Origin of the sequence: Pantoea sp. MBD-2R (assembly GCF_039134845.1) — a bacterium.
Lineage (GTDB): Bacteria > Pseudomonadota > Gammaproteobacteria > Enterobacterales > Enterobacteriaceae > Erwinia.
The window spans coordinates 171,502-198,175 of the sequence record NZ_CP152417.1 but is presented as its reverse complement, the minus strand read 5'-3'; the positions used below and the strand labels follow the sequence as shown (position 1 = coordinate 198,175).

Annotated in this window: 15 protein-coding genes; 3 read left to right on the top strand and 12 right to left on the bottom strand. The window is 55.8% G+C overall.

Going from position 1 to position 26,674, the window contains the following annotated elements; translation table 11 throughout:
* Positions 1-171: 171 nt before the first annotated feature.
* The 7 genes from AAGQ96_RS00785 to bcsR form a co-directional block, all read right to left on the bottom strand.
* On the bottom strand, positions 172-1,458 hold the full coding sequence (locus tag AAGQ96_RS00785; RefSeq protein WP_147193816.1) for a dicarboxylate/amino acid:cation symporter: 1,287 nt from the start codon (positions 1,456-1,458) through the stop codon (positions 172-174).
* Between the two features lie 204 nt (positions 1,459-1,662).
* The gene (hmsP, locus tag AAGQ96_RS00780) at positions 1,663-3,669 is read right to left on the bottom strand and encodes a biofilm formation regulator HmsP (RefSeq protein WP_147193814.1); all 2,007 of its coding nucleotides are present in this window, start codon (positions 3,667-3,669) and stop codon (positions 1,663-1,665) included.
* Between the two features lie 165 nt (positions 3,670-3,834).
* The gene (gene bcsC / locus AAGQ96_RS00775) at positions 3,835-7,302 is read right to left on the bottom strand and encodes a cellulose synthase complex outer membrane protein BcsC (RefSeq protein WP_342755604.1); all 3,468 of its coding nucleotides are present in this window, start codon (positions 7,300-7,302) and stop codon (positions 3,835-3,837) included.
* Positions 7,303-7,310: 8 nt separating this feature from the next.
* Complete coding sequence (gene bcsB, locus AAGQ96_RS00770; RefSeq protein WP_342754598.1) at positions 7,311-9,620, bottom strand: cellulose biosynthesis cyclic di-GMP-binding regulatory protein BcsB; 2,310 nt, start codon at positions 9,618-9,620, stop codon at positions 7,311-7,313.
* Between the two features lie 21 nt (positions 9,621-9,641).
* Positions 9,642-12,236, bottom strand: a complete 2,595-nt coding sequence (gene bcsA / locus AAGQ96_RS00765; protein ID WP_342754597.1) for a UDP-forming cellulose synthase catalytic subunit — start codon at positions 12,234-12,236, stop codon at positions 9,642-9,644.
* Positions 12,236-12,964 (bottom strand): cellulose biosynthesis protein BcsQ, encoded by a 729-nt coding sequence (gene bcsQ, locus AAGQ96_RS00760; RefSeq protein ID WP_342754596.1) that lies wholly within the window; start codon positions 12,962-12,964, stop codon positions 12,236-12,238. Before bcsQ ends, bcsA (AAGQ96_RS00765) begins: the two co-directional genes overlap by 1 nt.
* A complete protein-coding gene (gene bcsR / locus AAGQ96_RS00755; RefSeq protein ID WP_147193806.1) occupies positions 12,961-13,158 on the bottom strand; it encodes a cellulose biosynthesis protein BcsR in 198 nt (65 codons plus the stop codon). Before bcsR ends, bcsQ begins: the two co-directional genes overlap by 4 nt.
* Before the next feature lie 177 nt (positions 13,159-13,335).
* Between bcsR and bcsE the strand changes: the two genes are divergently transcribed.
* From bcsE to bcsG, 3 genes are read left to right on the top strand one after another with little or no spacing between them, the layout of a single operon-like run.
* On the top strand, positions 13,336-14,880 hold the full coding sequence (gene bcsE / locus AAGQ96_RS00750; protein ID WP_147193803.1) for a cellulose biosynthesis protein BcsE: 1,545 nt from the start codon (positions 13,336-13,338) through the stop codon (positions 14,878-14,880).
* Complete coding sequence (gene bcsF / locus AAGQ96_RS00745; protein WP_147193801.1) at positions 14,877-15,062, top strand: cellulose biosynthesis protein BcsF; 186 nt, start codon at positions 14,877-14,879, stop codon at positions 15,060-15,062. Before bcsE ends, bcsF begins: the two co-directional genes overlap by 4 nt.
* A complete protein-coding gene (gene bcsG / locus AAGQ96_RS00740; protein ID WP_147193799.1) occupies positions 15,059-16,708 on the top strand; it encodes a cellulose biosynthesis protein BcsG in 1,650 nt (549 codons plus the stop codon). Before bcsF ends, bcsG begins: the two co-directional genes overlap by 4 nt.
* A 127-nt stretch (positions 16,709-16,835) precedes the next feature.
* Here bcsG and AAGQ96_RS00735 read toward each other — a convergent pair whose 3' ends face one another.
* From AAGQ96_RS00735 to bcsA (AAGQ96_RS00715), 5 genes are read right to left on the bottom strand one after another with little or no spacing between them, the layout of a single operon-like run.
* Entirely contained in the window at positions 16,836-17,813 is a 978-nt protein-coding gene (locus AAGQ96_RS00735) for a glycosyl hydrolase family 8 (protein ID WP_342755603.1), read from the bottom strand.
* A gap of 35 nt (positions 17,814-17,848) precedes the next feature.
* A complete protein-coding gene (gene bcsD, locus AAGQ96_RS00730) occupies positions 17,849-18,316 on the bottom strand; it encodes a cellulose biosynthesis protein BcsD (RefSeq protein WP_147193797.1) in 468 nt (155 codons plus the stop codon).
* A gap of 2 nt (positions 18,317-18,318) precedes the next feature.
* Positions 18,319-22,080, bottom strand: a complete 3,762-nt coding sequence (locus tag AAGQ96_RS00725) for a cellulose synthase subunit BcsC-related outer membrane protein (RefSeq protein ID WP_342755602.1) — start codon at positions 22,078-22,080, stop codon at positions 18,319-18,321.
* 47 nt (positions 22,081-22,127) lie between these two features.
* Entirely contained in the window at positions 22,128-24,518 is a 2,391-nt protein-coding gene (bcsB, locus tag AAGQ96_RS00720) for a cellulose biosynthesis cyclic di-GMP-binding regulatory protein BcsB (RefSeq protein WP_342754595.1), read from the bottom strand.
* Positions 24,515-26,611 carry a UDP-forming cellulose synthase catalytic subunit gene (bcsA, locus tag AAGQ96_RS00715; protein ID WP_147193791.1) on the bottom strand — a complete coding sequence of 699 codons (2,097 nt, stop codon included), beginning with the start codon at positions 26,609-26,611 and terminating at the stop codon, positions 24,515-24,517. The genes bcsB (AAGQ96_RS00720) and bcsA (AAGQ96_RS00715) overlap by 4 nt, the downstream gene beginning before the upstream one ends.
* Between the last annotated feature and the right edge of the window lie 63 nt (positions 26,612-26,674).

The following is a 26,674-nucleotide window of genomic DNA, read 5'->3' as shown; positions in this document are numbered from 1 at the left end:
ACGCAGGGAAGCCGCTATTTTAGGACGGACAGCTTCTTAGACCACACGACGGCGGGGATGTCCCACCGGAAAGTGAAAAATGACGAAAAACGTTGGGGGTTATTATGCAAATGCCCGCCGTGAGGGCAAGTCACGGCGGGCATTTGAAGGGATATTTACTGATTTAACGGCTTAAAGCTGATTTTCAGACAGCTTTTTTGGCTTTTTACCCGCGTTCAGCGTCTGTTTTAGCTGTTTCTCATCCAGCTGATCGACCCATTTTGCTACCACGATGGTCGCGACGCCGTTGCCAACCAGGTTGGTGAGCGCACGCGCCTCGGACATAAAACGGTCGATGCCGAGAATCAACGCCAGGCCCGCCACCGGTAAATGACCGACGGCGGAGAGCGTCGCGGCCAGCACGATAAACCCGCTCCCGGTGACGCCCGCTGCGCCTTTTGACGACAGCAACAGCACAACCAACAGCGTAATCTGATGCAGGATATCCATATGCGCATTGGTGGCCTGAGCGATAAACACCGCCGCCATCGTCAGATAAATTGAGGTGCCGTCCAGGTTGAACGAATAACCGGTTGGGATAACCAGACCCACAACGGATTTTTTGCAGCCCAGCTTCTCCATCTTATCCAGCATGCGTGGCAGCGCGGATTCAGAGGAGGACGTTCCCAGCACGATTAGCAGTTCTTCTTTGATATAGGCAATAAATTTAAAGATATTAAAGCCGGTGACGCGGGCGATCAGCCCGAGCACCACCACCACGAACAGCAGGCAGGTGATGTAGAAGCAAATAATCAACTGACCCAGCTGGACCAGCGAGCCGACGCCATATTTACCAATGGTAAAGGCCATGGCACCAAAGGCACCGATCGGCGCCAGGCGCATGATCATATTGATAATACCGAAGATGACTCTGGAGAAGCTGTCGATAAAGTTAAAGACCAGCGTGCCCTTGTCGCCCATGCGGTGCAGCGCAAAGCCAAAAAGAATGGCAAACAGCAGCACCTGAAGAATATTGCCGCTGGCGAAGGCGCCGATCACGCTGCCAGGAATAATATCCAGCAGAAAAGCGACAATACCCTGCTGCTCAGCCTGCTGTGCATATACCGCTACGGCTTTCGCATCCAGGGTGGCAGGATCGACGTTCATCCCCGCGCCAGGCTGAAGAACGTTGACCACCACCAGCCCAATAATCAGGGCGATCGTACTGACAACTTCAAAATAGAGCAGCGCCACCGCGCCCGTCCGGCCAACGGCCTTCATGCTTTCCATGCCCGCAATGCCGGTCACGACGGTGCAAAAGATAACCGGCGCGATAATCATTTTAATTAGCTTAACGAAAGCGTCGCCCAGCGGTTTCATCTGAGCACCCAGCTCGGGATAAAAGTGACCCAGCAGGACGCCGACAGCGATAGCGGTTAATACCTGAAAATAGAGGCTTTTAAACAGGGAAGTTTTCATAAAATATCCGTTACGGCCTGGATGGCGGGTGACATTGCTGTTGTTATAGTCAACATGAGGGCAAAAAATAACACCCCATTAACGGGATTGATATAACCTCATATCTATTACCAACAGGCAGCATGCGATTTTATGAGCTGAATCACTTCAGCCGCTGCACTGACGGCAACGAACTGAAGGAGAGGAGGATAAAGCAGGCGAGTTTTATGCCTGAGCGCTTTCCGTAAAGTACCGATCGTTGAAGGCGTCAACCGACAGCGCTTCAGAATAAAGATAGCCCTGACCGATGCGGATGCCGCGCGCCAGCAGCCAGTCGCGCTGTTCGCTGGTTTCCACGCCTTCAGCAATCACTTCCAGTTTGATAATGCCGGCAATCGCCGCCACGATGCGTACCATCGTATCGTCGTCAGGCAATTCGCACACAAAGCTGCGATCCATCTTCAGCTTGCTAACCGGCAACGATTTAAACTGGCTGAGCCAGTTCAGGTTCGCGTAGCCCATGCCAAAATCGTCAAGGGCGATCGAAACGCCAACCTGCTGCAACTCTTTTAACAAACGCAGCGCCAGCTCCGGCTCGCCTATCTGCGCCGTTTCCGTAATTTCCAACATCAGGCTACCCGGACAAATTTGATGGCGCTGAATCAACGCCTGAACATGCGCCACCATGTCCGGCTCACGTAATTGGGTTGCCGAGATATTAACGCTCAGCGGCAGTTTAATTCCCCGCTTCTGCCAGGCTGCCAGCACGCGGCAGGATTCTTCCAGCACCCAGCGTCCCAGTGAACCCATTACGCCAATCTCTTCTGCATTGACAATGAGCTCTTCAGGCAGGCTCCAGCTGCCGTCGGGCATGCGCATGCGCAGCAACGCTTCTGCACCCGCCAGCTCACCGGTTTGCATATCGACCTGCGGCTGAAGGAACAGTGAGAACTGCTCGTCAGCCAGCCCCTGTAAAATATCGTGTTCCTGCGTCAGGCGTTTATGCGCCCGCTCCATCATGGCCGGGTCGAAGAACAGGATCTGATTTTTTCCCTGATGCCGTGCCGACATCATTGCCGACGCAGCGCGGCTCAGAAAATCCTGCGCAGACAGATGTTCATCATTACGCTGCGCCAGCCCGATGCTGATATTCGGTCGCAGCTGCATCTGTTGCAGCGCTACCGGCTGGTTCAGTCGCAGCATCAGCAAGCGCGCCAGCCGCATCGCGCGAAACGGATTGTTAGCCCGCTTCACTAACAGTACCAGGTCGCTGCCGGACAGTTGACCGACCAGCGTATGGGTATCAATGCAATTACGAATTTTATCCAGCAGCGTCAACAACAGCGCGTCGCGCTGCTCATCAGTCACCACGCCATTGGCTTCCTGCAAGGTTTCAATGCGCAGCACCATCACCGTGAAAGAATCGTCGTGCCCCACCGTTTGCAGGTGCTGTTCTAACAGCGCCAGGAACAGAGCTTTGTTAGGCAAATTGGTCAGCGCAACACGCGTGGTTAACCGGCTCATTTCATCATGCACCGTTTCCACAATCTGCTGCTGGTAGTTATAGCTGCGAATGAGCATGCCCAGTTCGTCATCGCGATGCCGGTCGGGTAGCGCCAGCTGATGACCGATCGCTTCCTGCGGCGGCAGATCGTGCAGCTCTTTAGCAATGCGGCGCAGCGGACGCACGATCAGTTTATTAATACACCAGCTAATGGCGACCGAGAGGATCAGCGCCAGCAGCAAATAGGTGGTCACCATGGTGGAAAGCGCACTCAGGATAAACTGGTACACCCGCCATGAATCAGCCTGTAACACAAGCCAGGCCAGCGGTTTAGGATTCGCAGGTTCAACAGAGTAAAGCGGCACGGAGATTTGTACCGGCAGTTCAAAAATCCGGGCGATCAGTTTTGGCACCGGCCTTTCCGGCTCAAAATCGCTGTGTAATGCCTGTAATCCGTTAGGCAGAACGACTTCCGCCCGGGCAAGAATACCCGCTGGCTTCAGCGAGTCGAGAATGCGCCCGGCCTGGCGAATATCGGCTTTCAGCACCGACTGCGACAGCGGCTGGCGCACGGTATGCGCGATATTTTCCATCTGCTGGGCATAGTCTATCCTGCGCTGCTGCACAAAATGGAAAAGCTGAATCACGATAAAAATACAGATGGTGACCACCGCAACGCCTGATACCGTCGCCATCTGCTTTATCGTTAACGAACGACTAACGCGCAAGCCTGTTCTCCGCAAAACTGAATGCTGCCACGGACGGGCAGCAAAAACAGCCCTGAGTATATCGTATGAGGGCCGCTTGTTAAGCTATGACGTATTGCATGCTGCGGATTAAGGCTTTTCCGAGGGTCATTATCCGTTTTTCGCGACGCAACGGCGCAATTTACACTATTTCCAGTCAGCGTATGGCGTTAAAGGCTGGAGTGGCAGATCCAAATCACCCTCCCAGCCCGCCATCGAATAACGCACATAGAGCATCCCGTGGCTCGGGGTGTAATCTTTCGCTTGCTGAATATCCACGCCTAAACCCAGCGTCCAGTGCGCACTGAGCCGTCGTTCGATCGCCGCCTGTAGCGTATAGCCGAAACCGCTACTGCTGCTGTCACTGCCCGCAGGGTTATCGCTGGTTAACGCGCCAAAATTCAGGGGATAACGTGACTGGCCGCGCGTTTTCGTATGGGACCAGGAAACCGAACCGCCGACATCCCACGACCAGTTTTCCGTGCGCTGGCGGTAAGTTAACGGCACCGATAGTGACTTATAGCTCTGGGGGCTGTAATAACCGCCCTGGCCAAGCGAATAGTCACTCAGATCCCGCTCGTAGTGCCAAAGCATACCGTTCAGGCCGATAGTGGCACGCCGATTGCCTTCATTAATCAGCTTATAGTAATAGCCCGCCATCAAACGCTCACGGGAGTTATCTTTGACGTTTTCGCCGGTGATCTGATGGGCGCTGATATCCGCCCAGACGCCGTTGGCATTGCCTTTATCGTAGCTAAGACCCACGCTGCCGCCGGTCGCAATGACGCCGCCGAAGGTTTTGCCGCTGGCCATATTCGGATCGCGCGCGCCGGCATAGGCCAGCAGCGAACTGGAGATTGGGCGGCGGGAAGCGGTCAGGGATACGCCAATGTCTTTCATTGCCGTATTCCAGGTGAATCCCCCGACCCAGTTGGTGACGGTAAAGCCCAGCGGCGTGGTGCCTATATCAGCAGACCATTTCTCGCTGTTATAACCGACGCCGATACTGGTGCCGTTCTGGTGCTGACGGAAATCGCGGTTACATACGGCATCGTCGTTGGCACAGGTGCCAAAATTCTCTTCGCTGTTGCCGCTGCTGTTGCGGGCGAAAGTCCCTGCGGAAAGATCAACGTTATCCAGCCGGAAAATACCGGTGCCCGCCGCGATCGGGGTTTTAGCCTCCAGCATGGTGGTATGCGCAGTAAAATCAGAAATACCGCCAGTACCTTTATTTCTGCCGTAGTTTTCTTCCATCGTGAGCGTGGTGTCCTGCTGACGGGCCAGATCGGCGGCATCACTGCGGATCCCACGCTTCAGCCAGTCATCAAAGCTGTTATTGCGGGTCAGGCGTGTGTAATCAATGTAACCTTTTGGTGGCGTGGTGGTTATCCCGCTGGCAAGCATCGCCTGTTGATAATCGAGCTGGGCGGCGGCGGGCTGGCCCTGGCTGGCTTCAAGCCGGGCAGCGTCGCGAAAAACCAGCGCGCTACTTTGCGAGGGGCTTTCTTTGACGGCTTTCGGCTTCAGGAGAGCGAAAATGGCAGCAGCGCGGCCCGGCTCATCAACGCCCTGTTCGGCATTGGCCACGCGCCGTCCGCTATTCACGCTCTCATCTGCCACAGCCGCAGGCAACGCTTTCAGCCGCTCTTTGGCTTCGGGTAACGCCTTTAACGCAATCAGCGCTTCGATTTCGCCCAGCCGGGCGTCGTTATTCTGCGGGTCTTTGGCACCCACGTCGCGATAACGTTGCAGCGCCTGTTCCGTGTCGCCGCGCTCCATTGCCCAGTCGGCTTGCGTCAACGCAATACGCGATGAAGGGGGAAGCTGGTTGAGCAACGCTACGGCCTGATCTTCCTGGCCGCTGGCACGCAGCGTATTTGCCTTAGCGATAGCGGCATCCGTCTCCAGACGAGCATTAAGATCTTTTATATTGCTGTCCCACTTTTCAGCAGGTAAGGCATGAAGCTGCTGGAGGGCAGCCTCTGCACGGTCGCTGCTGGAGAGATAAAGCGCCTGGGCATAAACCTGCGTTACCACCCCAGGCTGCTGTCGGGCCATGGCCGCCATCTGTTGATCGGCGGCCTGAAGCTGGCCCGCCTGACGCAGGGCACCGGCCAGGCGATAATTCAGCCAGACATCATCCGGGGCGCCCTGCTGTGCCTCGCGATACCGATCCGCAGCCTGCTGCCAGCGGCCCGCCGCAGCCAGCTTATCCCCTTCGCTACTCAGCGTGCTGCTGCGCAGGCTGGACAACGTAGTGCCCAGCGCGCGTTTCTGCGAAGCGGGCAAACCGTTAATAAACGCCATCGCTTTTTCCGGCGACTGCTGTTGATAAATGCCCACCAGCCGCTGGATTGCCGTGGTATTGTCCGGATCGATGCGTAGCGCCTGGCGGAACATCATCTCTGCGGCGGCGGCATTTTGTTGTGCCAGCGCCACATCACCTAACCCGATCGGGGCATAGCCGTCGCTGCTATCCAGCTCACGGGCCTGTTGGTAGCTGCGCGTCGCCCCTTTGCTGTCGCCTGCCGCCAGCGCTTTATCGCCTGCCGCAATAGCCAGCCAGTACTGATTCGACTTTTGCAGGCTCCGCCACTTATCAATATCGGTGCCTTGTGCATCTGCCTCGATCGCGCGCTGGAAATAGCCCGCTGCCGCTTCGCGGTTATTTGCTCGCGCCAGCGCCTGACCCATCGCCCCCAACAGATCGGCATCGTTCGGACTGGCCTGTAAAGCCGCCCGAAGTGCAGGAATCGCTGCGGAACTTTCCCCTTTGTCGATCAGCGCTAAACCACGCAGACGCTGCTGGTAAGCCGGATCCGCCAGCATTTTTTCCTGCCGTTCCAGCTCAGCCTGACCATCCGTCTGCGGTTTATCACTGGAGAAGGTCACCAGATAATTTTTTAACTGCGCCACGGTTTCTGGCGTGACCGGTTGTGATTTGATGTCGCTAAGCCATAGCTCGGCAGCCTGATTACGGCCAGCCGGATCGGCCGCCACCGCCTGCAACTGTTTAAGTGCGGCGGCCCGATTGTTCTGGCTGAGCTGCATTTGCGCAATGGCCATTTTGACGTTGATGCTACCTGGCGCATCGCGATCCAGTGCTTCAAGTTGTGTCAGTGCCGGGCCTTCCTGTCCAGGCAGGCGAGCCACCAGCCGCCAGTATTCCAGCGCGATGTCGTTGGAAGGAAAAACGCCATGAAAAAGCGTGTCCCATGCCGCGCGAGCTTCGACCAGATGCCCGGCCGTTGCCAGCAGTCTTGCCTGTTGCAACTGCTGCCGCCCGCTGTCGGAAACCAGCATCAGACTGGCCTCAGCCTGATGCGTCGCTGCGGCATCCGGCGCAATTTTTTTTAGCGCATTCAGCTGCTCCTGCGCTTTCGCCTGCTGTCCCTGACGCAGAGACAGCCGAATTTGTGCCGCCAGGACCTGAGGATTGTTGGGCGCAATTTTTTCCAGCCGGTAGAGCGACTGGCTGACCAGCTCGGTTTTATTGGTCGCTTCACCGACCCGCACCTGCTGGAGCAGCCAGTCAACCGGTGCCACTTCGGCCGGCGCCGCCAGCGCCGCACCGCTTAACGGCAGCAACAGCGCGGGCAGGATCAGGTTATGCAGCGGCTTCACTATAAATCATCCTCATCACCCAGACGGCGACGGCTTATGCTGCGCATCAAGCGCCAGACCAGCAGAGCAAACAGGATTACCACTATCGCCGCAAACAGAGCCAGCATCACCGGATGGGTGGCTAATGCATTCCACACCCGCTCCCACCATGGCAAATGGCCTACCCACCAGGTATCGCCAACGCGCAGGCTGTTCACACCCGATTCACGAATAATCGAGGCCGATCCAAAGATGGCGGCCCGTTTGTCGCTGTCAATCAGCGCACTATTGAGCAGCTTCCACGCTCCTGGACTATCTGCCAACAGCGCCACCACGCTACGCTGGTCGTGGAAAGGCGACTGGAAACTGATGATAGCGGCCATCGGGCCTGTCGAGCTGATCGTTGTATTGCTCTCTGCACGCAGATCGTCAGATGAAGTAGGGTTGCTGGCGAAATCATTCTGCCGGTTCGGTTTGTTTACCCAGCTTTTCGCCTTATCTACCAGCAAATTAATCTTGCTGTCGTCCTTCAGCTCCTGTGGGAGAGCACCGATCATTAACAGATCGGTATCCTGATCCTTCGCTTTGCTCCAGTCATCGCTCATCTGTACTTTCAGCGCCGGGAAGCCCGTTTGCGCCGAAATATTGCCCAATGTGTTCAGCAAGGCACTGACCTTATCCGCTTCAGGACGGTCATTAACCAGCACCAGCGTTTGGGCTAAATCCGCATTGCGGCTGAATGGGAAGCCCGCATTGGCGAAGGCGCGCAGCGATGGCATTTCGATAAAATGCCGATAGCCGGAGAAATCGATGGTCGAATTATCCTCAATCACCACATGATTTGGCACGGTGGTGACCGTCTCACAGCGCCCTTCATTGGTAGCGTTGTTGTAGGTGCCGCCAATAAACAGGCTGGCATAGTCGAAATCGAAACGCAGCTGGTTGACCACACCCAGGCGCAAGGCCGGGATAGTAAGCTGAGTGCTGCCGTCCAGCAGTCCCTGTACCAGCGGAAGACGCAGCAGCTGTTTGCTGTTGTCCTGTTTGCGCGGTAGCGGGTAATCCTGCACAAACTGGTTATTCAGATTAACGGCCATTCTTGACCCATCATCCTGCACCGGCGAGGTGTAGCGATAATTGAGGTTCATATCGATGCCGCGAGCACGTACAAGGAAAAGATCCGGCGGCAGCTTCAGCGTCAGTGCAATTGGGTTCGGCTGCATACCATCGCTTTGCAGCTGCCCCTGGAACTGCTTTAGCTCACCAAAGGTCGTTGGACGGTCGGTTCGCACCCAGTTTGGCGCATCGTAAAGTTTACGCGGTTCGAGCTCTTTCACCGCATCGACGGTAGCGCTTTGCCCACGCAGCAGCCTCTCACCCTGAGCAATACCCTGTACCGCTTGCAGCAGATCGTTATCATCACGGCCCAGAATCAGCAGCATCTTTTCATAAGGATTCTGCGGCTGGTTAACGATGGCGACGGTAGGTTTGTCGACCGGCGGCAGGCCTTGCAGGAAATCGGGCCGCTTATCATTGGTCGCGAAAACCACCGCATGTTGCTGGTTGGGCAACTGATTATAAAGTACCGGGAAAGACTGACCGCGCCAGTCTGCTTTCGTCCCAAACCAGGAAGCCAGCACCGCAGCAGCGCGCTGTTGACCTAAATCAGGCGCATCGGCAAATACCACCGGTAAATTCAGTGGGCGGCCGTCACGCGAGTCGAAAAATGGCTCGGGGAAATGGGACAGATCGTCCTGCACCGGCAGTTTTTGCAACGTCAGCGCCAGCGAGCTCTCTTTGCCAATATCCAGCCAGATAGCGCTGTTAGCCGGGTTTTCGCAAAGATTAGAATAGTGGCCAACCAGCTCCATACGGACGCGGTTAAAATCACCAATAAAGCGCGGATCGAGCGGCAGCTGGATCTGGTTGGTTTTACCCAGCTGATCCTGGCTTAGCGGCACCAGTCCAACCATTTCATCGTTGAGATACACCTTCAAATGTGACATGGCGGGCAGCAGAGAAGGCGAAGGGCGATAGCTTAGCGTGAGGAGCGCTTTGGTCACCACTTCATCACTGCGCACGCCAAATTCAATCTGTCCCTGTGGGCGCGTCCCCTGCAAATTAAACGTCCCGGGCGGCGGCGCAATTTGGGCAAAGGTTTGTGTCACATCGCGCACCGGAGCGGCAGAATCGAGACTGGCCTGCTCAGAACCGGTACCGGCGGACGAGTCAGCGTTGACCATTGGACTCACGGGCGTTTCCGCTGCCGCGTGGGTCAGCGGCATAACGCCCATCAGGAAAGCAGTGAACCAGCTTAATTTTCTTGTCATCGTATCATCATCAACGTTACGTCAGAGGGAAGCCGGCTCAGGACGGCCGACACCCTTAGGGAAAAATGAAACTAACCAGCCTGTCAGGCTCGTTAATGCACTAAATAATTTGCGCAGCGGCTTCGGCCCGTATTCGGCCAGCCGCAGATAACCCTTAAAGCCCAGCACCATGATGTCTGCAAAACTCTGCATCGGTTTATCTTCCGGAAAACTGTCCTGCCACAGCGCCCAGGTATCGGCGCGGGCAAAAGTGCACTGGATAAATTCAACATGCTGTTCCGTGGTCAACTTGTGCAGACGGATCCCCGCCCGGCGTCCGAAGGTGCGCTGCACATAGCAAGGGAAACTGAACTCCTGCTGGCCCCGACGCAGCAGCAGCCAGACCTTTTCGTTTTCGTTCAGCAGGTTTTCTTCACGCAGCTCAAGCCCAACCCCGCCGTCGGAATAGTCACGCAGCGTGCAGGGCAACATATGCCCATCTTCACGAGCCAGCGCCGCAGGCATCGCAATTTCTACCCTGTGTGATTCACGTAGCTGGCGCGCTTCCACGGAAACCGCTACCGCACCGCCAAGAATAATCATGTTGTAGATAACCCAAACCGCACTGACGATAACCGTCAGTACTTCGTTCGGCGGGCCGTAATGCAGACGCCAGAAGGCGGCGAGGATACCCGCGACGTTGATCAGCACCAGAAACATGTAGGGCCGGGTGATAACCCAGTCGAGATGCTGTTGCTCAACCAAACCGCCTTTCGCAGTCACGTTAAATTTCCCTTTATGTGGATTAAATAACGCGACGGTCGTGGGTCTGGCGATATACCAGGCCAGCACGGTTTCGTACACCTCGCTCCAGAAGGAGTGTCGCCAGCGACCCTGAATACGGGAGTTCGTCAAACTGGTATGCATCATATGCGGCAGTACAAAAATAGCGATCGCCAACGCCGGAGCAAAAATGATGTAGGCATGAAACAGCAGGTAAGCCAGCGGTGCGAGCAAAAATATCAGCCGTGGAATACCGGATAAAAAGTGCAGCATGGCGTTGGCATAACAGAGTCGCTGCACCAGCTTCAGTCCTTTTCCCATCAGCGGATTATCAAGGCGGAAGATCTGCACCATGCCTCGCGCCCAGCGAATACGCTGGCCGATATGCGCCGACAAACTTTCCGTTGCCAGCCCGGCTGCCTGTGGAATACGGATATAGGCTGAGGTGTAACCCTTACGGTGCAGACGCAGCGAAGTGTGCGCATCTTCAGTAACGGTATCAACGGCAATGCCGCCGATCTCATCCAGCGCCGTACGGCGGATAACCGCACAGGAACCACAGAAAAAGGCAGCATCCCAGACATCGTTCCCGTCCTGCACCAGACCATAAAACAGCGTGCCTTCATTGGGAGTACGGCGGAAACGTCCCAGGTTACGTTCAAAAGGATCGGGCGAAAAGAAGTGGTGCGGCGTCTGTAACATCGCCAGTTTCGGATCTTTGACAAACCAGCCCAAAGCCATCTGTAAGAACGAGCGTGTTGGCACGTGGTCACAGTCAAAAATAGAGACGAATTCGCTGCGGCAGGCCGTACGCAAGGCATGGTTAATATTGCCCGCTTTAGCGTGCTCATGCGTCGGTCGGGCAATATAATGCACGCCAATTTCGGCGGCGAACTCGCGAAATTCCGCACGATTGCCATCATCCAGCACATAGATATTGATTTTGTCTCTCGGCCAGTCGATACCCAGCGCGGCATAGAGCGACGGCTTTACCACGCTCAACGGCTCGTTATAAGTAGGCACCAGCAGATCGACCGTTGGCCAGCTACTGACATCTTCAGGCATGGAGACAGGCGGACGATTAAGCGGCCACAGCGTCTGAAAGTAACCCAGAATCAATACGACCCACGAATAGGTCTCCGCCGCGATCAGCAGCACGCCGAACGTCAGGCTCACCGGATCGTCCCAGTTCAGCGTTGAGGTATAGCGCCACCACAAATAGCGACAGGAAATTGTCAGTGACAGCACGATGAGCATCATGGTGGACAAGCGTCCTGGAATACGACGCACTACCATTGCCACGCCCCACAGCAGCAGCACAAAAATAAACTGCGTGAACAGATCGAACGGTTGCGAAATACAGAGGATCGCCAGCGCCGTGGCTATCACCACGGCAAGGCCAAACAGGCATTTGCGAAGGAGCGGATTGATACGTCGAATCCGCCCTTCGACGCTTTTTTCCAGGCCACGAGCTTCAGCCCGTTCCGGCAGTTTTCCCAGCCAGTTATATATGCGCTGACGCAGGTTTCTTAACGTCAGTTGTCCGGCACGCTCGTTAAAGGTCATACCGCCAACGGGCATCACCAGCAGCAGCCAGAGGCTTTGCAGCAAAAAGCGCAGAATATCCGCCGGGCGTGGGCGCTCCGGGGAAATGTGTGGATAAAGCCGCCGACGCTGATGCAATACCCGTTGCCAGGCGGGCGTTTCAAAACGCAGCACAGTCCAGCCCAGTATGACCCAGAAGCACTGGATGACCGCCGTGAACGCCGGAGCGCCGTGGCTACGATAACCCACATAGCGCTGTTGTAGCGCGGTCATTGCGGGCGCGGTCAAAAGCCAACGTAACGGCGCCATTACGCTTTCTCTCGCAGGTTAATCAGCGCCCAGTTGGCGAAGGTCACCATTCCTTCAGCCGCCAGACTCTGCGGACGATATTCCCCCAAAGGCTGCTTGTTTAGCAGCGCTTCGGCTACGGCTTCATCACGATGAATAGTCAATGGAATCAAATTGTGCAGGCTGTTAAACCATAACTGATGAAGATCCTGCTGCGCTTTGCTCACTGAGGAGAATTGATTCAGTAAAAACAGCGTATTCGCAGGGAAAGTCTGCTGATGCAGTCGGATATGACAGTTCGCATCCGGCACCACGACGTTAATAACCCGATCGGCCAGCGCCAGCATGGCGCGCGTCCAGGGTGTATCTTCAGCGGGCAAATCCAGCAGGATCCAGGCATAGCTTGCTTTGAGTTCGGCAAGCTGTTCAGCCCAGGCCTCGCTATACCGCGCAGACTGGCTGGCAAAGGCCAGACGTTCGGACTCGTTTAACTGACCCGCCGGGATAAAATCTAAATCGGGCGTATAGCGCAGCGCGCTTTGCTGCCATGGACCGTTGTCAAACGCGGCACGTAACCAGCCGCGAGGCTGCTCAAAAGGCATATTAAAATGCATTCGTAGCAAATTATGAGGTGATAAATCCACCGCTATCACGCTTTCACCCAGCTGGCTTAACGCCCATGCAAACGCTGCGGTTAACGAGCTGGTACCTGTTCCGCCCCGTACGCCCTGAAGTGCAATAACCGTCATTGCTGACTCTTGATCTGTACAGCAGTAGCAAATTCCGCCAGCAGCGGCCAACGGGTTAAAATACCGGCAAGCCTCTCCTGGCGCGCAATATCAATGTAGTGCCAGTTCTGTAAAGAAAAAGCCTTTTCGAGCGCACGAATATCATCCTGTGCTTCACGCGCAACAGGAAGTTTCGGGTTGGGTTGTTCTGTCATCGTTGATAGCCCCAGACGGAAGAAAAAATATGAGTCCGAAAAAATAAATTTTTAGGCCTGGTTTAAATCGGTTTGCTATAAGTTGTAATGTATATTAGCCAGAATACAATGCTGTTACACCATTTTTTAACGGGTCTACACTCAGTCCATGGAATAATCCGGGTTGCGAAATAACTTATGACACCTTCATTTACATTAGGATTCGACCAGGTCAGAGAAGAATTAATGCTGATGCAGCCATCGGGATGCTACTGGCTGACGGCTACGCGCCAGGAGGACGCACGTCTTTTGCTGCGGCAATGCATTGCGGCCCAGCGTTCGGTAGCCTTAATCAGCGCTGGAAATTCTCCGGCAGAGCTGCTAACGCCTGCCCCGCAAGGCGGACCCGCATCTATTCCTTTGTTTTCATTGCCTGAAACCCGTAAAGCTCTGCTGGCTTTTTCTGACGATCTGCTGAAAGTGCTGCCCGAAAAACCGCGTCTGACGATATTTTTTGCCCCTTCTTTATTATGGGAAAAATTAAATCAGGAAGAATTAAGACTCTGGGTGAAAAAAACACAACGAAGCCTGACTGGAAAACAAATAACTTTGTTGATTATTACATTCGGTTCAGGGATTAATAATTTACGCAGTCAACTTCAACGTTTTTATCGCCACGTTGAGGGGCTGGCTCAACTCGACTGGCAGCAGGATAGCTGGAATTACCGTATTAACTGGTGGGCGAATGGCGAAGGAATGCTCGCCGATCGTGCATTACGTTTCACATTAAATGAAAGCCGCTTCGCTTTAATTGAGCAGACTGAACAAAACACGCCACTGACATTAAATGATGAACAGTTTTATCTGGCCCATAAATCCGTGCTGGAAGGCGCACCGCCGCTGTCTAATCAGTGGGCACTTTTTGATGATAATACCAGCACTTATCATCGAGCCGAGCAGGCGAATGCCGCCACCGTCATCTTCAGTTTGCAACACAGCGAGCAGATTCCCCAGCTGGCTGGACAGATTCACAATCTGCGCCGCACGCGAGGCAGCGGCCTGAAAATAGTCGTCCGCGAGATGCAAACGGCGCTGCGCTACAGTGACGAACGCCTGCTGCTGGCCTGCGGCGTCAATGCTATCGTGCCCTACAATGCCGCTATGTCACGCTTTCTCACGCTGCTGGAAGGCATTCAGGGACAGACGTACAATCGCCATGTCCCGGCTGACCTTACCGCGCTGATGCAATCTATGCAGCCGTTACAGGAACGGGGCTATCTGCCGCTCAACGCCTTCTGCCATTCGGTGAATTTGCTGGTGAATAACACCCTGCTACCGGAAAACGGCAAAGGGTTGCTGGTTGCGCTACGACCTGTCCCTCAGCTAAAGCCTGAGCAAGCGCTGACGCTCTGCAAGCCGCGCCGCTACGGTGATTTAGTGACGCTGGTTAACGACAGGCTCTATCTTTTCCTCTCTTCCTGTCGCTTCAGCGATCTGAACACGGCGCTGAAATTTATCTTCCAGCTGCCCCATGATGAAATCTTCACTAACCGGCTGGTCTGGTATGAAGATCTCCAGATCCTGTCTGAAGTCAGGCAGATGGCAGAAAAAGTCCCTACGGCCTGGCAGGATGCATCGGCACCTCAGATGCAGAAACAGGCGCCCACTGCCGCACCCGTTATTGAACGTCGTCAGCCGCAAAACCTGACCCTTGGCGAGCCACAACCGGATAATCCAACATGACCTTAATGGATGGCGTGCAAATCCTGATCCTGGTGATTTTGCTGCTAATGTTACTAAAACCTTTTTATGCCCGCTGGCTACCCAGCCAATGGCGGAGGCTGGTGCTGCGGGTTACACCGCCCCGTGCACTGAAATACGAAGGCACCTGGCGGCGTAATTCTTCAGAATCGGATAAGACATGAGTCAACGAAACACCCAAAAGCCTTCTGCTCTGCTCAACTGGCGCGGCCTGGGCGGCTGGAATTTTTATTTCCTGATCAAATTTGCGCTGTTGTGGTTTGGTTACCTCAATTTTCATGCTCTGACTAACCTGGTTTTTCTTGCGGCACTGCTGCTGCCCTTACCCGGTGAGCGGCTGAATCGTCTGCGCCACTGGATCGCCATTCCCGTGGGCATTGCGCTGTTTTGGCATGATACCTGGCTGCCAGGCCCGGAGAGTATTCTCAGCCAGGGCGGTCAGCTGGCAGGCTTCTCCGGCGCCTATTTACTCGATCTGGTCAATCGCTTTATTAACTGGCAGATGATCGGCACCGGCTTTGTGATGCTGGTGATCTACTTGTTTATTTCACAATGGCTGCGCATTACCGTGCTGGTTTCGCTGATGCTGCTGTGGGTGAATATTGTTAATATCGCCGGCCCCTCTTTTGCCCTGCTTCCGGGCAAAGAGGCCGCGCCGCCCGTGGCGCTGAATACCGCCGCCCAGCCCAATAATGCCGCCGCGACAGCGAACGCCATGGATCAGTCAGCCCCGCCGACCAGCGCTAATCTGACGGCCTATCTCAACAAGTTTTATGAGAATGAAAAACAGCGCGTAACCCATTTCCCGGACTCGCTGCCTGCTGATTCAGCGCCTTTTGATATCCTGGTGATCAATATCTGCTCGCTGGCCTGGTCCGATTTGGACACCGCTCAGCTGCGCGATCATCCCCTGTGGAAACACTTTGATATCTTGCTGAGTAACTATAACTCGGCAACAGGTTACAGCGGTCCGGCAGGGATCCGCCTGTTACGCGCCAGCTGCGGCCAGGCGTCACACAGCGATCTGTATAAACAGGCCGACCAGCAATGCTACCTGTTTGATAACCTGGCAAAACTGGGCTTCAAAGAGCAGCTGATGATGGATCATACCGGTGTGTTTGGTAACTATTTGCAGGAGCTGCGTGATGATGGCGATTTGCAGGCGCCGTTAATGTCACAGACGGGCATCAAACCTTCGTGGTCTTCGTTCGACAGCTCGCCGGTATTTAATGATGGCGAACTGATGCAGCGCTGGCTGGACGACAGGCAGAAAAGCCAGGATGCGCGCAGTGCTACCTTCTATAACCTGATCCCACTGCATGATGGGACACGTGAGCTGGGAAGTACAAAAACCGCCCCCTGGCAACCACGAGCCAAACAGCTTTTCGATCAGCTGGATACTTTCCTTACCAATCTGGATAAATCGGGCCGTCGCGTGATGGTGATCGTGGTGCCTGAGCACGGTGCCGCGTTGCAGGGCGACAAAATGCAGATGTCTGGTTTGCGTGATATCCCCAGCCCGAGCATCACTCATGTGCCGGTGGGCATTAAGTTCGCGGGCATGAAAGCGCCTCACCAACCGACGCTAAGCGTGGAGTCGCCCACCAGCCTGCAGGCGATTTCCGAGCTGGTTTCCCGCGTGGTAGATGGCCAGGTATTTAATGCTGCCAACGTGAATATGTCAGTACTGACGGAAAATCTGCCGCAAACGCAGGTCGTGTCAGAAAACGATAACGCGGTAGTGATGATGTATCAGGGCAAACCCTGGATCCGGCTGAACGGCGGTGACTGGGTCGCCTATCCACAGTAAATAAACGGGGCCGTAGGGCCCCGTTTTTGTAAAAGGGATGATGTTTTCAATATGCAAAAACCCTGACCGACAGAAAGCGATGCTCTTTTGATTGCAGCCTTCCATTACCACTAATGAACGCTGTCTTTCACCGATCTTTAAACGCCAGCCAGGCCAGTAATTTCAGGCTTGAAGAGTAGTAATCCTCTTTCTCATCCAGCCGATCCTCAAGATAACCCGTTTGATTGAGCGTTAAATCCCGCACGGCCAGCAGGCCACCTGCCATGTTATAAGGCGCTTTGTTGTTGTTCAGCACGTCAATCCACGCGGGCGTTTTTTCCCGGGAAAAATTCATCCAGAAATGCTGAAAAGGCACCAGTTGCAGACTTTGTGGGTCATACCAGTAAACATACAGAGGAACGCGAATAGCGTCATAGCTGAAGCGTGACGGCCAGGCGGTGGCAGGGGCTACCGTTCCGTCAGCGTTCAGTGCAACCCAGTCGGTCGGCAAGCCAGCCTGACCAAAACGCATCTTCGACAGCAAATCCATGCCGCTGTCGATCAGGTTGCTCCAGACTTTCAGATGACTGCGTGCAGCAAAATCCCGCCAGGCCGGAAAGAGGAAATAGGAGGGATTCAGCACCACATAGCTGGTTTTATTAAAACCCTGGCTGCCTGGCAGCATCACCGTATGGCCGCCAAACGTCGTGACATCGCGGGCGATAATCGCTTTCTGGATGCGATCGGAAGCCTGTAAATATCCGTTATTCTGCCATTTCTGTCCCGCTTTCAGCAGCGCCCAGGCGATCAGCACATCGCCATCGGACGCGTTGTTTTTATCCGCGACAGGATCGGCAGCCGCCGGATTGTATTTCCAGTAAAAAAGACCATTTTGCGGGTTTTTCAAATTCTGCTGGGTCCAGCGCCACAGGCTGTCGAAGCCGCTGCGATCGTTGTACCAGACTGCCATCAGCATGGCATAACCCTGCCCTTCGGTATGGCTGACGTTGTTATTGCCGGTATCCTGAATGCGACCGTCGCTGGTCATAAAGCGCGTCTTGAAGCCGTTCCAGCTATCGGCCGCCACAGCCACCTGCATGCAGCCCAGCAGCATTGCCATCATCATTACGCTCGCCCTGAGCAAAGCCATGTTAACCTTCCTTAACGTTGATAGCGGAAATTCAGCGTTGCTTCGCTGTCGGTTTCTTCACACACCAGCGAGACCGCAGCACTGCCGCCCTGTTCGCCCAGCCAGCGTGAGTAAAGCCCAAGCAGCACCGCACCCAGAGCCAGACGCCACTGCCGTTGATCCATCAGGCCATCGCCTGGCGGCAACGCCATATGCGAAATCAGCAGAAAAGTGTCATGCGGCTGCACGTCAACAAAGCCCCAGTTGAAGCGTGCCAGCACGGTATTAATCTGCCGCTCCAGATCGGCCACGGTATTGGCGGCATCCAGCGGATAACGACTGGCAAGATTGTCGCCCATCTGTTGCAGAAAAGCATGGCTTTCACGCTCTCCGCCATTACGCAGCATACCGTTCATCATCACGCTCAGCAGATCGAACCAGCCGGGCTGATATTGCTGCTGACGATAGTAGTGCAGGGTGCGTTGTGTCAGATCACTCATGCTTATTTGTCCCCGAGCATATAGCGGAAGTAAAGTTGAGCGGTGCTCTCGTTGTAATCGCCGAACGTGTCGTAGCCAAGCTGGCCGCCAATCGTCACGTCTTTATTCACTTTATAATCCGCGCCCGCATGCAGATTATAGCCAATACCGTTTTTGCTGCCGCCCGCGTAATAAGCCTCGGTAGCGTAGCCAGCGTCATAGTAGCTTTGTAACTGCGCCTGCTTCCCGGGATCGGTTGGGAAGTATGCACTGCGATCCTGCGACCAGGATTGATAGCCGACTGAGCCGCCCACTTTCACCTTCAGGTCGTCATAGTTTTTGCTCCAGTCCACCGGGAACGAAACGGCGACAAAATCCTGCGGGCTGAAGTAGCCGCCCTGACCGTAGCTGTAATAACTGAGGTTCTTCGAGTAATCCATCCAGCTCATACTGACGCCGGTTTTTAATTCGCTATCCGCGTCATGATAAGGGCGAACATACGCGCCTGCCATCCCGTTCAGGCTCTGGTTGCTGGCTACGTTCTCACCGAGATAGCTGTAGCCGCCTGCACCAACGTAGAATCCGGCATCGCCGTTGTCGTAACTTAACAGCGCATTACCGCCATTTTTCGTCACGCGGCCCCAGCGCTTGCCACTCAGTTTGTCTTCCATACCAACGTAAGAGAGCAGGCTGTCGGTCACGGCACGACGTTCGCCGGTCAGGATCAGCGTCAGGTAATCGGTTAGCTTAGGCGACCACTGAACGCCGCCCACCAGCGTGCTGAGATCCTGCCCGAGCGGCGTTGAGCCCAGATCGATTTTGACGTTATCGTTAGTCAGACCGAGGTTGACCTCGACGCCGGAAGCCGTTTGCGAGCCGGGTGAGTTCAGCAGCACGCCTGACGGCGCAATAGCATTCGCCTGAGCGATACGGCCCTGTTCCAGCGCCTGCGTGCCTACCCGAGAAAGCGAGGTGCCGGAAGCGCTGCCTGCGCTAAGCGTGACGGGCGTCAGCGTAAAGTTGAAGCGCGTATTGCCATACGGCACGGTTGACCAGGTCAGTGGTGCTTTCGCTTCGGTCAGCTTACTCAGCCCTGATTCGCCATCACGCCCTCTTACCTGCACAGCGCCCTGCGCCCAGGTGCCGGTTCGCTCCTGCAAATCGTCCATCATCGTATCAATCTGATGCAGCGTCTGGTTCTGCTGAGTCGGCACATCGGTACCGGCTGTCTGTACCGCGTTATCCGCTGCCGCACCCTGCTGCCAGGGCATAACGGAACCATAGGTTGACGGCGTCCGGCGCTGAGGCAGCGTCGTTCGGTTAACAAACGGGTTATCCGCCAGCGCCATCCCAGCAATCACTGGCGATGCGCCGCTTTCCGCCCCTTGCAGGCCAATCATTTTACTGCGAGCAGTGCGCAGGTAAGTCAGCGCCTGCTGATGATCGCCTTCTGCTTCCGCCACGCGCGCCATCAACAACAGGCGTTCTGGCGTTTGTTCGCCGCGTAAACCTGCCGTCAGCGTTTTCGCTTTCGGCAAATCATGGCTGGCCAGCGCCACGTCAATTGCGCCCATGCGGGCATCCTGAGTTGGCGTGTCGCGGGTTATCAGGTAGTCATAGACCACGCCCGCTTCTTTGTTCATTTTGCCCGACTGATACAGGCGGCCCATCGCAAACATCAAATCCGTGTTCTGCGGATCGTGCTGCAATGCGCCAATCAGCTTGTCATACGCGGCGGCGTATTGTCCCTGAGTACGCAGACGATCGGCTTCGTTGATCAGGTAGCCGTTCTGAATACCGGCCAGCTGCGTCGGCGTACTGCGTGACTGCAATTCGGGACTCGCCAGGAAGGTTTGTGCCTCATTGCTCAGCCCAGCCTGGTTTAATACCGCAACCTGAGCGGCATAGTCGCCCGCGTTGCCCTGCACCCCGCGCTGCATACTGTTATGCACTACCGACACGGCAGTATTGAGGTCGCCTGCCGCGGCCAGCCCTTTCGCCAGATTCCCGGCATCCGCCGGGTTTTTCGGTGGATTAACTGCCAGTGCCTTCAGCGTATTTGCCGCCGCCGTATTGGAACCCTGCGCCAGATACTGCTGCGCTACGGCCATTTGCAGATTGAAGTTCACCCGCTGCGCCAGCTCACGCATCTCGTGGTTCTGACTGCCGGCAGGCACTCGCGCCAGCAGCGTTTGCGCCTGCTGCCAGGCACCGCTTTCGCTGGCGAAGAGCGCCGCGGCGTAAATTTCGTTGCTGCTCGCTCCCGTACGGAAAGCGGGCTGCATCACGCCTGCCGCCTGCGAGGTATCACCCTGCTGCTGATATAAACGAGCCAGATCGAGCCGTAACCAGCCATCGGTCGGAAAACGCTGGATACCCGCTGATAACAGAGCGATGGCGCGCTGAGGATTTCCCGCCGCCGCAGCCTGCTTCGCTTCACGACGTAGCGGATCGCTGGTGCCGCCAGGGCGAGGCGCGACGCTTTGACGCACGCTATCGGGCAGCGAAGAGAGCAGAGAATTCGCTTCAGCGCCGCGATTTTGCTGACGCAGGACGTAGAATAATCCCTCTTTGGCCAGTTGGTTATCCGCATTGCCTTGCAGAATGGCACGGTAGGTTTGCTCTGCCGCTTCAGGCTGATTGCTGCGGCGCTGCACGTCAGCGCGGAACAGCTTCGCCGCCACACCTTTTTCGCCTTCGGCCTGCGCCAGGGGTTCGCTCAGGCTTAACGCCTCAGCAGCGTTGCCGCTTTTCAGCGCCTGTTGCGCGGCGGCCAGTTGACCATAAAAACGCGCATCGGCAGCCTGTTGCTGGCGCTGCTGGCTGTTGTCGCCACCCAGCTTCGCCGCGCGATCGAGATAATCGGCCGCCGCCGCATAATTGCCGTTACGCTGCGCCACGTAACCCAGACCTGCCAGCGCGTCGGCATCCTGCGGGTTAGCCTGCAAAACGTGGTCGAAGGCCGTTTGCGCGCTGGAAACATCGCCGCTGTTCAGTGCAGTAAAGCCCTGGCCTTTTTCAGCGCCGCCGACATTTTTACGGTAGTAGTCCAGCACGGCGCGATCCTGCGGATGACGCTGCTGATAATGTTGATACAGCGGCGCATCGTCCGGCTGTGGGCCAAGCCATAACAGCGCCTGACGCAGTGAACGATCGGCATCATCATTACCGTCGGCCATACCTTCCAGCATCTGTAGCCCTTCGCGGCGCGTCGATTCCTGCCAGGTCAGTGCCTTGCCCAGCGCCAGCCGGGCACCGGTATCCTGCGGATGCACGCTGGCGAACTGGCGAAGATTGTCCACGGCCTGCGGCAGTAGCGTTCGGTCGCCCGCCATGGTCAGATAGTACTCGGCAGCCACGCTGGCTGGCGGTTCGTTGCCGCTAAAGGTATTGCGCCAGGTTTGCAGCGACGCCGCAATGTTACCGCTGCGAGCCTGCTGGCGCGCCAGCGAAAGCTGGGCGGTCGGGATCGATTGCAGCTGGCGGGCATTATCCAGCTGATCCAGACGTCCATCCTGTGGTGACGCCTTGCTAAGACGATCGCGCCATTTTGTCGCGGTCGCGTTGTCGCCGCTCTGCTGCGCCCAAAGCGCCATCAGGTACAACGCCTGCGTATTGTTACCGTCAACCATCAGCACTTTATTCAGTGCTTCCCGCGCCAAATCGTCATGCGCCTTCTGGTGCCAGTAGCTGGCCTGGTCGAACAGCGCCTGCACGGCAGGATTACCGTCGGCGGCAAGCACCGGGAACGCCAGCGTCGTCGTCGCAAGCGTGAAAACGGGCATCCACAGCGTCAGCCCGCAGGTAAGCGTTTTTCGTTTCTTCATGGTCTTCACTTCTTCTCGCCTTTGCGAATTTCATTCTGCGGATTCAGACGCTTCCAGGCGTGACGCTTCAGCAATACGAAGGTGCTCAGACCCACGACGACAGAGAACAACAGCGCCAGCAATGCCAGCACGACAGCGTGCTGGTTGGCATACCAGATAACCATGCGATACCACTGCATCTGACCGCTCGGGAACTGCGCGCCCACGCGGAAGCTGCGAATACCGTTTTCATCAGTGATGATGGCGGTATCGCCACGAATGCCGGCATTAATACGTTGCGATGTCAGATCGCTGTGCAGACGCAGCAGCTGCGTATCGTCAGTGGCCACTGTCATCACCACCAGTCGGGCGCTGTTCCACGGCGAGCGATAGCTGACAAACCCACGCCAGTCTTCATTGGATGAGAAGTAACGATCGGCATCGATGGCCTGACGGTTCCAGTCTCCGGCCAGCCAGCCGCGCAGGTTATCCAGCATGTTGGGTTCTTTTACGCCCAGCGTATGGCCGTTAACTTCATAAGGAGACTGTTGCAGCATCGCCCGGTTAAAGGCGGTTTGCGGCAGGGTGGAAACCGCCAGCACGTCACTGTCTTTAATGTGCTTCAGCAAGCTACCGTCGTTCGGTACGCCGAATATTACGCTGTTGTGATTCAGCGCCACGCCGGTGGCATTACCGGAACGCCCGGCCATATCCAGCAGCGTACCGATTTCCGCATCGCTTGGTTTTTCCGGCAGCATCAGCACGGTTTGCGAATAGTCCGCAAAACGGGTGAACGGGAAAGAGGCCCCGACGAAATAGGAGAGATTCGGCAGCAGCGTAAAGTGGCGCGTATGGCTCAAATCGATGTAAGAGTCATCCTCAATACGGCTTTTGATGTTGTTGTTAGTCAGCACGCTACAGGGCGCGGTGGCTTTCGGTTTGATGTTGAAATAGAGCTGTAGCTGGTTGTCGCCGTAAATCAGATAGGGATCGAGCTTCAGGGTATAGCTTTCCTGACGGGCATCGCCGCCCAGCCGGTGCCAGATGTTCTCCAGCAGGCCAACCTTGTTGACCGTCAGGTTGCGCAGGAAGGTGTCGTTCAACCCGACGTTCAGGAAGGAACTCTCTTCATCAATCCAGCTTTCTGACGGGAAGCGGTAATTCAGCTGTACCGGTAGCGTATCGCCATCCCACAGGAATAAATCGGGCGCGGCGCGGAAGTTAACCCGCAGCGCATCATGCCAGATACCGGTGGTGGTCAGGCTTTGATCCTTCCGCAGCAGATCGCCAAGACGTACCGGGCGATCGGTGTTGATCCAGCGCGGTGCGTCATAGGCTTTGCTCAGCGGAATGGTCTGTTCGGCCACGGACAGCGAGGGGCCGTCAACGCTCAGCGGCTGCGTCAGTCGCCAGGCCGCCTGTCGCAGCGCGTCGTCGTCGTTGCCGATCACCAGCATCAACTTATAAACCGGATTAACCGGGTTATCGACCATCAACAGCGTTGGGCCCTTCACCTGCGGCACGGTCAGGCCCGCAATGTTTTCGCCGGGTTTGGCAAAGACAATACCGTTTTTTTCCGGCATGGCGTTGCGCAGCACCGGGAAGCTGATGCCGCGATAGTCAGTTTGAATGCCCATCCAGGAAGAGAGGATAGCCGCCGCGCTGACTTTACCCGGCGTTACCGCCTGGCCAAATACCATTGCGACGCTTGAAGGCGTCATGCGCAGCGGATCGATAAACGGACGCGGGAAGTTGCGCAGCGTGTTGCCCGTGTTCAGCTGCTGCCCTTCCAGCGACAGCGTTGTGGCTGGCAGAATAGTGACCTGATACTGGCTGGCGCTGTTGCGTTCACACAGCAGCTGATCCGCATCGTTAATTTTGAAGCTCAGGTTATTGCTGGAGACCACCATAGCAGCCGGGATATCCAGCTGATATTCCTCGCTTGCCGCGTCGGAAGCGCTCAGCGGTAACGTGCCCAGCGGCTGGCCGTTTAGCATCAGCTGCATCGACGTGTTGCGGGCTGCCAGCGCAGGCGACACCTTCAACGCGAGGTTAAGCCGCGCGTTGGTAATAACCTGATCGGAAGGCAGCGTGAAGACGATGCCCGACTGAAGCTGACCGCCGGTTAACAGAATGCCGTTGGTCTGGCCCATCTGCGCCACGGAAACGGTACTCGACAGCGGCTGGTTAAGCGGCACGTTGCTGGTCTGAACCGGCACATCGGTGATGGGCGCAGGCAGCGGCGGCAAGCCCGCAGGCAGACCACTGGCGCTGTTTGGCTGTCCGACGCCCGCTGGCGGCGGGATCTCAGAAAGTGCGCTGCTATCCTGCGTCACGCTTTCCGGTGCCGCCCAGGCCAGGCTACCCGCCGTCAGCAGGCTGGTCATGCAGAGCGCTGAAAATATCAGTTTTTTCATGCTACGCCATCCTCTTCAACCTTCACGGTTTGACGTTTCGCACGACGATCTTTCCAGGTCAGCCAGAACAGTTCAAATACGGTACGAATAATGGTTAACAGCGAGCGCAGCGGTTTATCTTTTGGCCCTTCTGGTTTAATCCATGCATCCGCACGGGAAAGCACCACGCGCACCAGCTCGCGCCGACGAGACAGCGGGATCTCATCGAACTTCAGGCGGATAACGCCGTTTTCCGCGCCGATAATGCCAACGGGAATGGAAATCACCCCCGATTGCAGCATCAGATCGATCGCTTCGATGACATCATTTTCATGTCGGTTATCAGGCGCATTGACCTGCACGCCGCCCATTGAGAGGTTCACCGTGGTCGTGCGCGAGGAAATACCGCTGACATAGTGCAGCACCACCGGGATGCTCACGTCGATACGGATCGTTTTGCGCGTTTGCTTGGTTTCCCGCGCGACAGCAATCGCCGCCATCAGGATAATCAGGCTGAATATGGCCCAGCCGACGTTCAGCGCAATCACAAAAGGGTCTACGCCAAAATAGTCGTGCGCCACGGCACGCACCAGTCCATACACCACGCCAGCGGCTAACAGGAAGGCGCAAATAACGTGTGGACGGACGATATTGAAGTCAAAGAAGCCCACATTCAGCAGCCCGCCTTTATCCGTGACGTTAAACTTGCCGTGTTTTGGCGAGAGCAGGGTTAGTAGCGTGGGAATAACCAGATGGAAGGCCATTACCGTTTCATAAATCTCGCCCCAGAAGGTCGCGCGGAAGCGGCCATTCATCCGGGAGTTGACGTACAGCGACATCACCAGGTGCGGCAACACGTAAGCGAAAATCAAGCCCGCCGACGAGTGAATAATGTTCAGGTTAAACAGCAGGTAAGCCAGCGGCGCGGTCAGGAAGATCACCCGCGGCAGGCCAAACTGGAAGTGCAGCATCGCGTTGAGATAGCACAGCCGCTGCTGCCATTTCAGGCCACGGCCAAGCAGCGGATTATCCACCCGGAAAATCTGCGTCATGCCACGCGCCCAGCGGGTACGCTGAATAATGTGCAAACCTAAACGTTCCGTCGCCAGCCCTGCCGCCAGCGGCAGCGCCAGAAACGCGGACTTCCAGCCCAGACGCTGCATTTTCAGCGCGGTGTGCGCATCTTCCGTGACGGTTTCTGTCGCAAAGCCACCAATCTCTTCCAGCGCGGAACGGCGGATAACCGCACAGGAACCGCAGAAGAAGGTGGCGTTCCAGTTGTCGTTACCCTGCTGTACCGGACCGTAGAATAAAGCCCCTTCGTTGGGGATGGTACGCGCCGCTTTCAGGTTACGTTCAAACGGATCGGGCGAATAGAAATAGTGCGGCGTTTGCAGCAGCGCCAGTTTCGGATCTTTGAGGAACGGGGCTACCGTCGCTTGCAGAAAGGTGCGGGTCGCCACGTGATCGCAGTCGAAAATGGTAATCAGCTCGCCTTTGGTAATACGCATGGCGTGGTTCAGGTTGCCCGCTTTGGCGTGGCGGTTGTCATCGCGGGTGATATAGCCGACGCCAGCATCCGCGGCAAACACCGCAAATTCGCTGCGCTTCCCGTCATCCAGCAGATAGATTTTGATTTTATCGCGCGGATAATCAATACACTGCGCGGCCAGTACCGTATCGCGTACCACATCCAGACTTTCGTTATAGCTGGGTACGTAAATATCGACAGTTGGCCATAAGCTGATGTCGTCCGGCATCGGTTCGATGGTGCGTTTAAGCGGCCAGGAGGTTTGCAGATAGCCAAGGATTAAAATAACCCAAACATACAGCTCGGCAAGAAATAAGCCGATCCCCAGGATCGCTTCCACTTCGGAATTAAAAGCCAGCGTTTCAGTGGCGCGCCAGTAAATATAACGCGTTGACATTAATGCCGAAAGAAACACCATCACCAGGGAAATCTTATGGCTTTTACTTACGCCCAGCACAAACAGAATGGCAATACTAATCAGGCCAAAGATATATTGTTTCTGGCTGTCCATGGGGGTGATAACAATCACTGCGGCAAGCGGGAATAATACCAGCAGCAGCAGGTAGTACAGGACTTTATTCATAGGTCATCCTGAAAATAAACACTATTATTAGCGGAGCGCAAACGCGCCCCATGATTTCAGGAA

Excerpts from the sequence above, each read along its gene's own strand:
- AAGQ96_RS00785 (WP_147193816.1), bottom strand. The coding sequence starts at position 1,458 with ATGAAAACTTCCCTGTTTAAAAGCCTCTATTTTCAGGTATTAACCGCT.
- bcsB (WP_342754598.1), bottom strand. The coding sequence starts at position 9,620 with ATGACAAGAAAATTAAGCTGGTTCACTGCTTTCCTGATGGGCGTTATG.
- bcsA (WP_342754597.1), bottom strand. The coding sequence starts at position 12,236 with ATGGCGCCGTTACGTTGGCTTTTGACCGCGCCCGCAATGACCGCGCTA.
- bcsQ (WP_342754596.1), bottom strand. The coding sequence starts at position 12,964 with ATGACGGTTATTGCACTTCAGGGCGTACGGGGCGGAACAGGTACCAGC.
- bcsR (WP_147193806.1), bottom strand. The coding sequence starts at position 13,158 with ATGACAGAACAACCCAACCCGAAACTTCCTGTTGCGCGTGAAGCACAG.
- bcsE (WP_147193803.1), top strand. The coding sequence starts at position 13,336 with ATGACACCTTCATTTACATTAGGATTCGACCAGGTCAGAGAAGAATTA.
- bcsF (WP_147193801.1), top strand. The coding sequence starts at position 14,877 with ATGACCTTAATGGATGGCGTGCAAATCCTGATCCTGGTGATTTTGCTG.
- bcsG (WP_147193799.1), top strand. The coding sequence starts at position 15,059 with ATGAGTCAACGAAACACCCAAAAGCCTTCTGCTCTGCTCAACTGGCGC.
- AAGQ96_RS00735 (WP_342755603.1), bottom strand. The coding sequence starts at position 17,813 with ATGATGATGGCAATGCTGCTGGGCTGCATGCAGGTGGCTGTGGCGGCC.
- bcsD (WP_147193797.1), bottom strand. The coding sequence starts at position 18,316 with ATGAGTGATCTGACACAACGCACCCTGCACTACTATCGTCAGCAGCAA.
- AAGQ96_RS00725 (WP_342755602.1), bottom strand. The coding sequence starts at position 22,080 with ATGCCCGTTTTCACGCTTGCGACGACGACGCTGGCGTTCCCGGTGCTT.
- bcsB (WP_342754595.1), bottom strand. The coding sequence starts at position 24,518 with ATGAAAAAACTGATATTTTCAGCGCTCTGCATGACCAGCCTGCTGACG.
- bcsA (WP_147193791.1), bottom strand. The coding sequence starts at position 26,611 with ATGAATAAAGTCCTGTACTACCTGCTGCTGCTGGTATTATTCCCGCTT.